Below are 12,677 nucleotides of genomic sequence, written 5' to 3' on the forward strand. Positions count from 1 at the left end.
CACATCTCGAGGCTTGTGGTGTCTTTGAAAGGGGTTAACCCCACCAATGTGAGATCTGGTATGCCAATTTACGTTCATCCTGCCATCCGGTTACCCGAGGCTTGTTCCACCTTTGTCCTGGAGACGCCTACCATATGTCCTTGAGAGCTTCGTCATTTGCCACATCAAACCTTCCGTCGAGGTCCGCTGCAATGCAGTGTCTCACCGCTTCCATCGCGGCATCGTAGTCACCGTCTCCTGCCTCAATGACAGCCAGTCTGTACCAAAGGTCCGCCCGCATGGGATAGTCGACTGTAGCGCTTTTGGCGAGGCGTCTTCCGTCTGCCCATTGCTCCATGCCAGTGTACACGACCAACCTGCGATCCAATACATCGGGATGCCTTCTCCAATGCTTGGGTATTCGGCGTAAGGTGTCAGAGGCATCAGCCCACATCTTCAGTGTCAAATATCCATCCGCAAGATCCAGCGCGGCGGCTAGTGCAAAGATTGCTCTCATGATGGTCTCAGGTGGGAATTTGATAAGCAAACGGTCAGGCTCGGACGAGTCGATGCATCAAGCTGAGGAAATGGTCCGGATTGCCTGCTTTACGTCCGGAATCAGTGGTGGCGCCACACTCAGCGTTCGAACCCCGAGATGCACGAGGGTTGGAATGGCATTCAAGTGCCCGGCAAGTTCTCCGCAGATGGACACAGGCGTATCACCCGCTTCTGCAACCACCATCCGTATCAGCCGAAGCACGGCAGGGTGATCTTCGATAAAGTAGTCATTCACGAGTGGATTTTCACGGCCCGCCGCCATGGTATATTGCGTGAGGTCATTGGTCCCAATGCTGAGGAAGTCGGCGTGTTTGATGATTTCCTCCACGCCAAGTGCGGCCGCCGGGGTTTCAATCATCGCTCCCAGCTTTGGGAGTCGTCGAATGCCCTCCTGTTCTGCGATCGAGCACATCTTCTTCCGTATTTCCTCCATCTCGGAAGCTAATGTCACCATTGGCACAAGAACGTGGACTTCGCGGCTCAGACCAAACTGCAGGAGGGCCTTCAGTTGTGCATCCAATAGTTCAGGAAAACGGAGTAAGAGGCGAACACCTCTGCAACCGAGAAACGGATCATCCTCAACGGGAAAGTTGAGATAGGAAACCGGCTTGTCGGCACCGAGATCCAGGAGACGCACCGTTAGTGGCTTCGAGCCGAATCCGCTAAACATGGCGTTCAGTTCCGATAGCAACTCTGCAGTCGATGGCGGAGTGTTGCGTGAGAGGTAGTATTGCTCAAGGCGATACAAACCGATGCCGTCGGCCCCCGTTTCCTCGGCGACGGCCACATCCCGACGTGTGCTTACGTTGGCCAAAACTTCCACGCGCTGACCATTCATGGTAGCGGCCACCACACGGGCGCTTTGTCTCGCACTTTTCCTCAGGGTGTGGATGTGGCTTCTACGCTCCTCAAAACTCTTCAAGGCTTCAACGCTCGGGTTCAGGACTATCTGGCCGGAGTCCCCGTCTACGATGAGTTCCTGTTCATCACTGATGTTGGTCGTTGCTCCTGCGATTTGGGCCACGGTAGGTATTCCGAGAGCTCGTGCGAGCAAGGCTGCATGAGACCCTGGCCCCCCGAACTCCAGCACAATTCCGGCCACATCAAGGTCGGGCAGAGCCACTGTTTCCGAAGGGAGCAGCCGATGCGCGACGAGTACCCTTCCTTTTGGCATCATTTCGAGAGCGGTTGTTTTCACGCCCGCGATGGCCCGGAGGAGGCGACCTTCAAGGTCAGCGATATCATCGGCCCGCTCCTGAACCAACTGCTTAGGATGTGCCCGGAACTTCTGCTCCCACCGCTGGAAAACATGCGCCAAGGCTTGAGCGGCCCCGACGAGTTTATCCTCAATTTGACTGCGAATCTCGCTCCTCAAACTGGCGTCTTGAAGCATGGCCTCGTGAGCTCCAAAGATTGCAGCGAGCTTCGGCCCAGAATGTTGCTCAATTCTTAGTGCCGAAAGCTTGAGGTCTTCGAGCACTGAAACCAGTGCATGATCCACACTGTCAAACTCACGCTCTATTTGATGAGTGGCGATAGCCCGTGGCTCGCTCAGGGCATCAAGGATGTTGCGATGTACGAACGCCTTTCCGCGCGCCAGGCCGGGGGACGTCGCGCGACCTGGGATTTTGATGTCTTCATCTTCACTCATATCCCTAGACCGGTTCACAACTGAATGAAGTGAGGACAGTCAAATGCACCCCCAATCTCGTCGGTATGCGGTTTCCCACTTTGCCAAAAACGGCGCAATGGGAAGACGCACCATATCCACCAGACATGTTCGCACCACGTGCGCTTACCCACACACAACTTCCTCTGACTTCACTGAGACGTAAAGACAAATATGAACAATATGTTTGCGGGACGTAAGTTGGGATGAATCCCTGCCGCTGCAATGACTCCCCCGCGCGGAGGTGTGGCGGTAAGGGAATTGGCTGATCATCAAGCATCTCAAGCGTCTGTTACACAAAATCGTGGGACCTTCACGTGCCCCCAAGCACAGTGCCTTAAAGACGGAAAGGCTCCTCGAAGAGTTCTGCCGATTGCAGTTGACTTAACGAGCCGATGCCAGACCTTCACTCAAGGTCGGATTCTCTCTCCGTTCCCTGCAACGCTTCGCGGGCTGCGATCCCGTTCCAATGCGCAAGGTTTTACCGGCGTAGTTGTTTGAGGCGAGGATACACCAAATGAAGATCTACAGGATTGAGTTGAGGTACGTAGGAGTCGTGTTTGTCGAGGCGGACGGGGTGATGGAGTCGGAGTTTTCCATCACGTTTCATAAGGATGGCACGGTCGTAGCCAGCTATCCCGCCTATGCAATCAGTGCGTATGGTGAAGTTCCATCGATGAGTGTTTCAGAACGACGCGGACATAATGTCCCCAGCCTTCCAAACTAGAGGCTCTGAGCGAAAGCAGAAGAAAGCCAAGCATTCCCCTGCGTAATGCTCTGGCTGGAAGACAGGAAGACGGAGGCAATGTGTGATCCTTTGAATTGTCATTCCTGATGCGGCCTTTCTTTACTCGATGCTTCGCTCTTGCCGCTCCGCGACTGGTCCAACTGCCTTCGAGCCGCTTTGGCCGCTTTGAAGCCCACAAGCTTCTTGCGGGTTTCGTCCCACAAACGAAAGGTGAGCGACTTCATGCTTCTGCCCAAGGTCAAGGGCTTGACGGCTTGAAAGAGGGGCTCGGCTTTGTGGGCTTTTTCGAGTCTGTAATTTGGTATGCGGGGACTCAGGTGATGAATATGGTGAAACCCAATGTTTCCCGAGAACCACTGGAGGATTTTTGGCAGCTTGTAGAAGGAACTGCCATGGAGAGCGGCTTCCGCGAAATCCCACTCCGGATGACGCTCCCAGTAGACATCTTCAAACTGATGTTGGACGTAAAAGAGCCACACCCCCGCAGTGCTGGCCACCAGTAGAACAATGAATTGAATGATGAGATATGCCTTGATGCCAAAGGTCCAGGCAAGCAGGCAGGCCAGCATGACGATGCCGAGATTGGTGACATGCACCCAGCACCGTTCGCGTTCCTTTGCGTCCCGGGCTGGAAGTCGATGCAGAATAAGGAACAAAGTCAGCGGAGCCACGACAAAGAGAATGACGGGACTGCGGGAGAGCCGGTAGGAGAAGCGCTTCCATCGGGACGCTTCAAGGTATTCATGCACCGTCAGAGTCCAAACATCTCCCATGCCCCTTCGGTCCAGATTACCAGCGCTCGCATGATGAATGGAGTGTTCCCACTTCCAGTGGTGATAGGGTGTGAAAGTGAGTACCCCAGCGATGAATCCCACGACCTCATTGGCCCGTCGAGATTTGAAGAACGAGCCATGCGTGCAGTCATGGAAGATGACAAAAATCCGCACGAGGAACGCGCCTGCAAGGACCGCCAGCGGAACCACCAGCCACCAGGAAATTCCAAGCAAAAGATACATGAACACCCACAGAGCAACGTACGGCACCAGTGTGTTCGTGAGCTGCCAGACGCTTCCTGAAACCGTCGGATCCTGGTATTTGCGTACAACGTCCTTCCACTCCTCCAGCTCTGGAGCAGTTGGCACTTCTCCATGCGATGTCTCTGAGGGCTCCATACGCATTAAATCAGGTTCCGGGGCATCTTGAAAGTCGGCGCCAACGAAAGATCCTCAATTATACTTCGCGTTCAGCGTGGTCAGTGGCGGTGCTAGTCCCTCAGCCCCCAGTCCCCCAGTCCAGTCTCCGATGCAACGATTCATTTGTAATTGTGGAAATGTTCTATTCTTTGGCAGCGCACGTTGCCTGAGTTGCGCGGCAGAGGTGGGGTTCGATCCTCAAAACGGGAGGATGATGCATTTGTCTGCGACGCGGGGATTGAAACTTTGCGAAAACGGTACGCGATATGGAGTTTGCAACTGGTTGGTGGGCGCAGACTCCGGCAACAGCCTTTGTCTTGCCTGTCGCATGAATCAATTGGTGCCGGATCTAAGCTGGGATCGGAACAGGTTTCTTTGGGGACGAATGGAGACAGCAAAGCGAAGGCTCATCTATACCTTACTGGGGTTGGGCATTCCGCTGCCTTCGAAGTCCGAAGAGCCGCAAACAGGTCTTTCGTTTGAGATTGTGAGTACGGTGTTGAACCCTTCCGTGACCACAGGCCACTTGAATGGCGTCATCACCGTGAATCTTGAGGAGGCAGATGATACCTACCGCCAAATAAACCGCCAACAACTAGGCGAGAACAGTCGCACGTTGCTTGGTCACTTCCGGCATGAAAGCGCACACTACCTCTGGGGCCGCTTTTTATCCAGCCTGGACTGGGGTGATCCGGGTCGAGTGGCCTTTCGCGAGAGGTTTGGCAATGAATGGCTGGACTATGGAGTCGCCCTAGGCAGCCACTATCGCCTCGGAGCGCCAAGAGGCTGGGAGCAAAGATTCATCAGCGCCTATGCCGCATCACATCCATGGGAGGACTGGGCGGAAACATGGGCGCACTACTTGCAGATGATTGATGGGTTGGAGACCTGCGAGGCCATGGGCATTCAGGTCAAAAATCTCAACTTGCCACTGGTCGTGACACCCTCCGAGGCCGGCTTTCTCCCCGGTTGCCTCCCACAGTCTCCCAGCGATGACGATGCTTTCCTGGCGATGCTGCAGCGTTGGACGTGCCTCTCGAGGGCGCTCAACGAAATCGCGAGCAGTTCAGGCGAGCCAATTCTTTATCCGTTTGTCGTTTCAACCACCGTCGCACAGAAACTGCGGCTGGCCCACTTTTTTGCCGTCTTATGGGGAACACGCACTAGGCTCTGACCGAACAGCTAAAAAAGGGTTCCCCTGAAAGCTGAAACCTCAAAGGTCGAAGCAAACAGGAGTTCCCTTCCCTCGAATCAATTCAATCCCACGTGAACATCCAACAGTCCATGGAGGGCTTCCGTCCTTTTCGGTAACTCTGCGAGACTGCCGTCTTTGAGACTTTCGGTGAAGGAATTGAACAGCGACCACACATTCCTCTCCTCAAAAACGGAATGCCTGGGTTTCCGCCACTCATGCAGCACAGATGGAATCAGGCGGTTGCTGCACACGCCGACATCAGTAGCCCGAATGACAAGGTCGTGGGCTTGGATGTCGTCGAGGTCAGCTTTCTTGTAGGCGGCGATGCGTTTGTCCTGGTGATGCCACTTCTCCATCAATTGGCCAATGGCTCTACCGGTGATGAAGGGCAGGTCACGAACGATGTGGCGGGTGTGTTTCCGGGCGAACTTCACATCTCCACCAAAGGAGAGATTGTCGCAGACGAACACTGAGGCGCCGGCAACAAGACCAGCTGGGAAGGTCTTGTCGTGGCTATTCCTGAGACCGAGAACCCAGGTGTAGTCGTCTGAGGCTTGTTTGCCCTGCACCTCCATCAGACCAAAGTACCTGCTTCCATTGTGGCTGAGGCTGTGAGCGACAGCGCCAATGGTGAGGTTGGTCTTGGAGAGGGTGTCCTGGACTTCGTTGATGAGGTTGAGGTGGGGAATTGGTTGCCAGGTCTCAGTTGGTCTCGGGGTTCTGACCCGTTTGACTTCATCGAGGCTGGCTTCTCGACCACCACAATGCAGGATGAGATTGCACTTGGGTCTTTTGAGGGGTGTTTCTTGTTGGTACATGGGCGTATGGGGTTGGAGTTTTGGGCATGAAAAAACCCATGGCCTTTGAGGCGCATGGGTTGGGTGAGGGAGGGCTTGGAAGTTGCCTCGGGAAACGCGTTGATTATGAGATGGTTAACCGGTGATAGAGAGGGAAATGTCGACGGTGTTGAATATTAACTTTTTCATGCTAGCATGCCGGAGGGAGGCAAAAAGTGATGAGACGCAAGAGGAACGATAAGTCAGGCTGCACGAGGTGTTGTAGTGCAGCGGCGCCTGGCAAGCTAATGTGCGAGAGGCATACCAGACTTCGTCATGAGGAATCAAAGAGGCGCTACGGAAAGCGGATGGCCCCAGAGAACAGGCGACTTTGTACGCAATGCGGGAAGAGACCGCGGTATTCTGAACGAAAGCGTTGTTTGGATTGTTTGGTGTACCATCAGGAGGATATGAAGACGCGTCGAAGGTCTCCCAAGGTAGGCTCAGCGCAGATGGAATTGACACTGCCGAGTTGACACTAGGTCTCGGACATTTCGGACGTCATTTACCAAGTGCCCTACTCATTGACTTCAGCCGCCGTGGGTAGTGGGATCCTTCTTGAGTCACGATGATGCGATAGGAGGGCGAGATGACCGCTTCTGTAGCTTAGTTGCACTCACTCGGGTGCAGCTGGCCATTCCTGATTAAGACAGAAGATCTCTGGAATGGTAAGACCCTCTTGATGCACTAGGGCATCGTCTTTCACGAGCGCATGTGGCAAGCACTTTAGAGACTCGGGTAAAGGCGTTGTTGCCCACGGGTTGAAGTAAATTGTTGCTCGTCGTTTGACGAGAGCGTGTGACGCTATCCCATTGAAAATTCATGCACCGCTGACCCTTGTGTATTGCGGTCCACCTCGACCGAGCCACGCACCATTTGGCAGCCTCTCCGTTGTCACTGGTTCCGACTCATTGGCAATGTCTATTCTAAATGTTTCAGTTCCAAACAGAGCTTGAACTTCATCGAGCCGGTCCAGGAATGGAGTGCTAAAGTTCACAGCAATGAGAAGAGGTTTATCAAGCTGACCGTATCTGTGGCCTTTCGAGACAATGGCTTCGCGAATCGGATCTGAATGGGTGACGAACGAGAGCGGGCGCTGAGTGATTCCAATTAATGATTTAGATTTGCCGCGGTTCCGTTGACTTATGGGCCTGGGGCGCAAGCGAAGTTTCCAATCTTCGTGCTCCCAGAAGAAGTTGTTTGTCGCAAATTCGTCCGGATGCCTGGGAACTTTGTCAGGGTCCAAGGTATCAAGCCATTTGAGCACGGCGGAAATCAGTTTGCGCTTGCTCGGCTGGGTTTGTGGCAAGCCAGAATGTTGGATGTCGACCCAAAAGTTATCATGCCGAGCCTCGCGAATGGCGTCCAATGTGGTTTCGATCATGCGAGATTTTCCACTTAGAGTCCCGCCTTCTTCTGATGCCAAAACAGCTTCCAGGTAGAATTGAAAACCGTCTTGCCCGGTCACGAGAAAGTCCGGCCGAGCCGTAGATCCATTGGCCAGTTCCGGATGCGGTTGCAAATCGTAACCGAGTTTTTTGAGAATGGAGTAGACCAGCAATTCAAAAACCGCGGAGTGAAACAGTGTATCGTCACCGCACCTAACTCTTGACCGAAGTTCAGGAAGAGCGTCTTGTGGATACGCTGACGCAAGTTGCTCTAACATGCACCTCACAGTATCGAATTCTTGGCGCGATGAGCGATTCAAGAATACAAATTCACTTTCGCCGCTGAGCTTAGGCGATGAATTTTGTCTGAGAGTCTGGTCGAAGAGCATTGTGTAATCGCGCCGTTGAGATTGAAGAGCACTGTTGCTTCGCAGCGAATTGAGGAGCTTGTAGCCGACTCTTGTAGGATGCTGCAACCTTGCTCTCGTACGCATTTTGTAAAGCACGTCCGAACCGTCCGAGAGAAAGGCTGACCCCTGTGAGGATACAGCCCTTCTCTTTTTTGGTATCTGGGGGGAGGTGTGAATCAAATGCGCATCGATTGGAGACCGCGGTGATGCTGCCTGAGGGTTTGCATCTCCTTAGTCCCGGATTTCTGGGAGCGTTGGATGTTGCGCAGCTTGGTGCCCAGGTCCCGGAGCTTCTCATTGGACTGGAGATGACAGACTCGAATCTCATCTACGACTGTGATGGCCTGTTCGATGAGAGTAGCTGCCGGTGTTAGTTCTGAAGGCTGTTGTTCTGGCTGGTGATTGTTTGGCATGGGTTGATGTTTCCTTTCTGGTGGTGTTGGAGATGGTGAGAATGCAGGTATTGGCGTTTCCCTGGGTGATGGCGCCGGAGCCTTGGGTTGTGATGAAGCTGGCCCATCAGGTCTCACCGGCATCACAATGATTTGTCTTCCGCCGAGGTAGAACCTGAGCGGGGAGAGTTCACCAATGATACCGATGGTGCTGAGGCCGAACTGCAGCGCCTTGAGGAGGAGCCGGCGATCCACGAAGATGGTTACCGGCTTTCCTTCGGCTTTGCAGTGGGGCAGGGGAACATGAGTCCAGGGAGCTTCCGCAGTACTTTTGTAGACCAGCCTGCATTGCATCCCCTGGTACTCAATGCCAAGGGTGTGGTACTGCTCATCGTGGTTGGGCATCCGTTCGATGAGCTGAATCACGGCATCGAGCTTGTCGGGATCCAAGGTGAGGATGGTCTTGGCTTCTCGTGGGTTCGGAATGACCTGCCGCCAGTTCGGGTAGTTGCCTTCGATGAGTCTCGTGATGAATCTCCATCTTCTGCTACTGATCTGGAGAAGTTGGTTTTTGCCGTCCGAAGCGTCCGAGAGTTTCATTTGCCATGCACCGTCCAGATTGAAGTCTTTCCACCCCAGGAACTTGTGTTTCGGGATGATGATGGACTTTTGGAAGGGTAGGTTGAAGGAGTTGCTGCTGAACAAATGCCTGCCATCCGTGCCCACGAGGTAATGAGCTTTGGGCTGGCTGACATCGATGCAGGCGCCATTGAGGACATACCTGCTTTCGTCGGTGCTGGAACAGGCCATTGCTTCATGGAGGGCCAGACGGAAGGATTCATTTACCGGTACAGGGTTTGCCTGAATCCTGGGGATAGCAGGGAACTCCTGAAGCGGGAATGACTGTACCTTGGTTTCTCCGAGCTGGTCACCGAGGTTGAAGCGCAAAATGACGTCTTCCTTGGCGCTGGACTCAAGATGGATGCTGTCTCCTTTGTTACTGGACTTGGTGAGCTTGGAAAGTTCTTCGAATGTAATCAACAGGGATAGAGGTTCTCCTTTAGTGGGCTGTTCTAGGCGCACGGTCACGAACCGGTCGAGGTCAGTAGCCGTGAGACAGATCCAGCCATCAGGAGTTCTCTCGATCTTGAGGGTCTTGATGACGGGGAGGGTGGATTTATTGACGATGATTTTGCCCAATCCAGCGAGAGCCGGTTTGAGCTCTGAGACGGGCAGGGTAATGGGATGCATGGGGTGGGGTTCCTTTCTGTTCGGGGTGAAAATGAAAAACCCATGCTTCCGCAGAGGGAGGCATGGGTCGGAATTCAGGGGGCGAAAGGCAGCATCACGGGATGCAAGACCCCGGTTTGTCAGTTCAAACGCCAAAAAACTGTTGCAGCCACTAGCAAAGTCTTTTTAGCTTCAAGCTGAGGAAATAATATGCTCGATGAGTTTGTAGCAAAGAAGCCGAGGGAGAGTGCAGGAACGCGCTCGTCCAATCGGTTCGACTACCAACTTAGTTGGGCATTTTGTCTACTGCTGAACATGGAGAAATCAGGTCGTGACTATCTCCTTGTTTTGGACTATCACGACGACGTGGTGGTGTTTGACTCGGAAACTGCTCCGTCCAAAGCAGACTTTTACCAAGTGAAGACTGACACTCGGAATCGCTGGACGCTAACAAGACTTCTCGAGAAGGCAGGAGATTCTACACATTCAATTTTAGGAAAACTTTACGGCCATCGGTTGGAGTTTGCTCAAAAGGCAAGCACGCTGAATTTTGTATCCAACCAGCTCTTTAGCTTAAAGACGCTTAAGTCTCCTGACCGCGCGAGCGATGTCGAACTGTGCACCTTGGCGGAACTCTGTGCCGATTCCCTCCTTGAAATTAAGCATCAACTTAAAGCCGAGCATGCACTGTCAGAAGACCCTGTCATAGGGTTGGAAGTAATTCTGAAAAGGGAGGAAATAATCGCTGCAGGACACAAATTGTATGCTGAAGGCGCCCTGTCTCGCTTCCTGTCCGAACAGTATGGGAACAAACCGTACTCTGTCTCGCACGCTTTCACGGCACTTATAGACCTCCTGCGCAGGAGATCTCATTGCGAGGATGAACTTACTTCTGTGCAAGATTTGAAACTGAAAAAGTCGGTGGGGCGGGCCGAGTTCCGAGCATTGATTGAAAAAGTTGGTCAATCTGCCTCATCGGAGACTTGGCGAACAATGGAGGCGTTGTTGATCCAAGGCGGAACAAATATGCTTAAGCTCAGTCGTTACAAGAACGCTTGGAACACCCGTGAAGTTGAATTGCTAGATCCATCGAATTTGGTTGTGCAATCAACACAGCGTGAGATAGAGCGCGTCGTTGAAAGAGTAATCGAAGCGGCGCCCGATGCCTCAATAGTTGATTGGTTGAACGAGGCGAACACACAATGCTTGCCCGTGCTAGAGCGGCTTGGCGTGCCTCTTGGCGACGACCAAATGACCGGCGCGATTTTATCGTCAATAAGCACAGAATTCCAGTGAAGGCACGTTCATTTCGAATCTTAGTCCGAAACCTTCGGAAGCACAAACATGACAACCTTGCGATACAGGCGTTTGGTCATCTTATCAAAAACAGAAAGGAGAGCGAGATGCATCGACTTTCACCCTCGAGCAACAGTGATCACCGGACCCAACCACCTGGGGAAGTCCTTTCTGATAAAGACCCTCTTTTGGACTCTGGGAGCTGACAGTCGCTACAGCGACGCATGGAAAGCCGCGCGGGTATCAAGCTTGTTGTACTTTACTTTAGGAGATGAAGATTATGCCATACTGAGAGACGGAAAGGAATTCACCATTTTTGATGGCGATGATCAAGCCATCGCCCAGTTTGGAAGCGTGTCTTCTGGGCTAGGACCGTTCCTCGCTGGCAAATTGCACTTCGGGTTGCGGCTTTTCAGTAAGGGGAGTGAGAAATCTGTCGTTCCTCCACCCGCATTCTATTTTCTTCCTTTCTACTTGGACCAAGACTCTAGTTGGACCCGTACTTGGGACTCGTTCAAAAATCTTGAGCAGATGAGAAATTGGAAGAACGATGTTCCTGACTATCATTCAGGAATAAAACCAAACTCGTACTACGAGCTTGGCTCTGAACAAAGCCAGTTGATAAAAGTACGCGATAGCACCCAGTCAGAGTTGGACATGGTCCGGAGAATTAGGGATGAACTCGTTGGTCAACTCGAGTCAGTTCCATTTACCATTGATCTGGCAGCATTCGAAGAGGAGGTCACAGCAGTTCTACTTGAATGCGAGAAAATCCAGCGCACAGCTGATGGTGTTAGAGACAACTTGGTGAAGCTTCACAACGATCGGATGCTTGTGGAAGCGCAGACTGAGATGGTGACTAGTTCTTTACGAGAACTTGGGAAAGATTATGCGTTCATTAAATCGGCGGATGAGCACGTGAACTGCCCGCTATGCCAGGCAACGTACCCGAGTGACTTTAGTGAAGTCTTTGAAATAGCCCTCGATCAAGACAGGTGTGAAGAACTCTTATCGAGACTGCGTGAAGAACGCTCAAACATCAGCGATGCGATCTCGAAGGAGAGTGCCAAGCATTCGAACCATCAGGTAGAAGTAGCGAAAATCCGTGCCATCCTTGAGAAGAAGAAAGAACAGGTTTCTCTTGGGGATCTCATCGAGAGCGAAAGTCGAAAGGAAGTGTCGACAAGACTTAAAGGCAAGATCTCGTCACTCAACGACAAGCTGTTAGAGGCTCAGAGCAATCTCGACGCTGTGAATCGCAAGCTGAAGGCGCTTGTTTCTAAAGAGAAGAAACGTGAAATCCTTCGTCATTTCAAACAGGAGATGCGTGAAAATTTCCTAAAGTTGGGAATTCCCCTGATGAACGAGGATAAGTTGAACAAGATCTCGCCGAGCATCACGCTGGGTGGCAGTTATCAGCCTCGAGCTTTGTTGGCATACTGGTTTAGTATTCTCGCATTGATTAAGAGGAGGGCTGATGAGAACGATGCTCCTGTCTTCGCTCCGATTATCATTGATTCGCCAATTCAGCAGGATCAAGACACCGAACATCATTTAAGAATCATGCAATTCATCAAGGAGAAGCTTCCTGAGGGCGCGCAACTGATAGTCGGTGTCGTTGATGACAAGGATGTCGATTATGGAGGCAAGGCGATACGGCTGAATAACGAGAAGAGGTCAGTTCTGCTGGCAGAGGAATACGAGACACTTTTTTCAGAGCTTGAGCCGTATATCCAGCGTTCGTACCAGTTCCGAGATGGAACTCTACTTTAAAGGTGAGAGA

General features: G+C 52.4%; 10 protein-coding genes. 4 read left to right on the forward strand and 6 right to left on the reverse strand.

Going from position 1 to position 12,677, the window contains the following annotated elements; translation table 11 throughout:
• Positions 1-127 precede the first annotated feature (127 nt).
• Entirely contained in the window at positions 128-496 is a 369-nt protein-coding gene (locus DES53_RS19980) for a tetratricopeptide repeat protein (RefSeq protein ID WP_113960070.1), read from the reverse strand.
• Positions 497-553: 57 nt separating this feature from the next.
• Positions 554-2,188 (reverse strand): phosphoenolpyruvate--protein phosphotransferase, encoded by a 1,635-nt coding sequence (ptsP, locus tag DES53_RS19985; protein WP_113960071.1) that lies wholly within the window; start codon positions 2,186-2,188, stop codon positions 554-556.
• A gap of 535 nt (positions 2,189-2,723) precedes the next feature.
• On the opposite strand from ptsP, the gene DES53_RS33100 reads away from it, so the two are divergent.
• Positions 2,724-2,933 (forward strand): hypothetical protein, encoded by a 210-nt coding sequence (locus DES53_RS33100; RefSeq protein ID WP_113960072.1) that lies wholly within the window; start codon positions 2,724-2,726, stop codon positions 2,931-2,933.
• 98 nt (positions 2,934-3,031) lie between these two features.
• Here DES53_RS33100 and DES53_RS19995 read toward each other — a convergent pair whose 3' ends face one another.
• Positions 3,032-4,096 carry a fatty acid desaturase gene (locus tag DES53_RS19995; protein ID WP_245958211.1) on the reverse strand — a complete coding sequence of 355 codons (1,065 nt, stop codon included), beginning with the start codon at positions 4,094-4,096 and terminating at the stop codon, positions 3,032-3,034.
• A gap of 160 nt (positions 4,097-4,256) precedes the next feature.
• On the opposite strand from DES53_RS19995, the gene DES53_RS20000 reads away from it, so the two are divergent.
• Positions 4,257-5,321: a zinc-binding metallopeptidase family protein gene (locus DES53_RS20000; RefSeq protein WP_113960074.1), complete on the forward strand. Its 1,065-nt coding sequence runs from the start codon at positions 4,257-4,259 to the stop codon at positions 5,319-5,321.
• 77 nt (positions 5,322-5,398) lie between these two features.
• On the opposite strand, the gene DES53_RS20005 is transcribed toward DES53_RS20000, so the two are convergent.
• The 3 genes from DES53_RS20005 to DES53_RS20015 form a co-directional block, all read right to left on the reverse strand.
• Positions 5,399-6,160: a DUF932 domain-containing protein gene (locus DES53_RS20005; protein WP_113960075.1), complete on the reverse strand. Its 762-nt coding sequence runs from the start codon at positions 6,158-6,160 to the stop codon at positions 5,399-5,401.
• Between the two features lie 838 nt (positions 6,161-6,998).
• Complete coding sequence (locus tag DES53_RS20010; RefSeq protein ID WP_147263502.1) at positions 6,999-7,844, reverse strand: hypothetical protein; 846 nt, start codon at positions 7,842-7,844, stop codon at positions 6,999-7,001.
• Positions 7,845-8,152: 308 nt separating this feature from the next.
• A complete protein-coding gene (locus DES53_RS20015) occupies positions 8,153-9,619 on the reverse strand; it encodes a DNA polymerase III subunit beta family protein (protein WP_245958213.1) in 1,467 nt (488 codons plus the stop codon).
• Positions 9,620-9,808: 189 nt separating this feature from the next.
• Between DES53_RS20015 and DES53_RS20020 the strand changes: the two genes are divergently transcribed.
• Both DES53_RS20020 and DES53_RS20025 read left to right on the forward strand, forming a co-directional pair.
• On the forward strand, positions 9,809-10,894 hold the full coding sequence (locus tag DES53_RS20020) for a dsDNA nuclease domain-containing protein (protein ID WP_113960077.1): 1,086 nt from the start codon (positions 9,809-9,811) through the stop codon (positions 10,892-10,894).
• A 48-nt stretch (positions 10,895-10,942) separates the two neighbouring features.
• Positions 10,943-12,667: a hypothetical protein gene (locus DES53_RS20025; RefSeq protein ID WP_211325623.1), complete on the forward strand. Its 1,725-nt coding sequence runs from the start codon at positions 10,943-10,945 to the stop codon at positions 12,665-12,667.
• The last annotated feature ends 10 nt before the right edge of the window (positions 12,668-12,677 follow it).

The organism is Roseimicrobium gellanilyticum, from assembly GCF_003315205.1.
In the GTDB taxonomy this organism is placed as follows: domain Bacteria; phylum Verrucomicrobiota; class Verrucomicrobiia; order Verrucomicrobiales; family Verrucomicrobiaceae; genus Roseimicrobium; species Roseimicrobium gellanilyticum.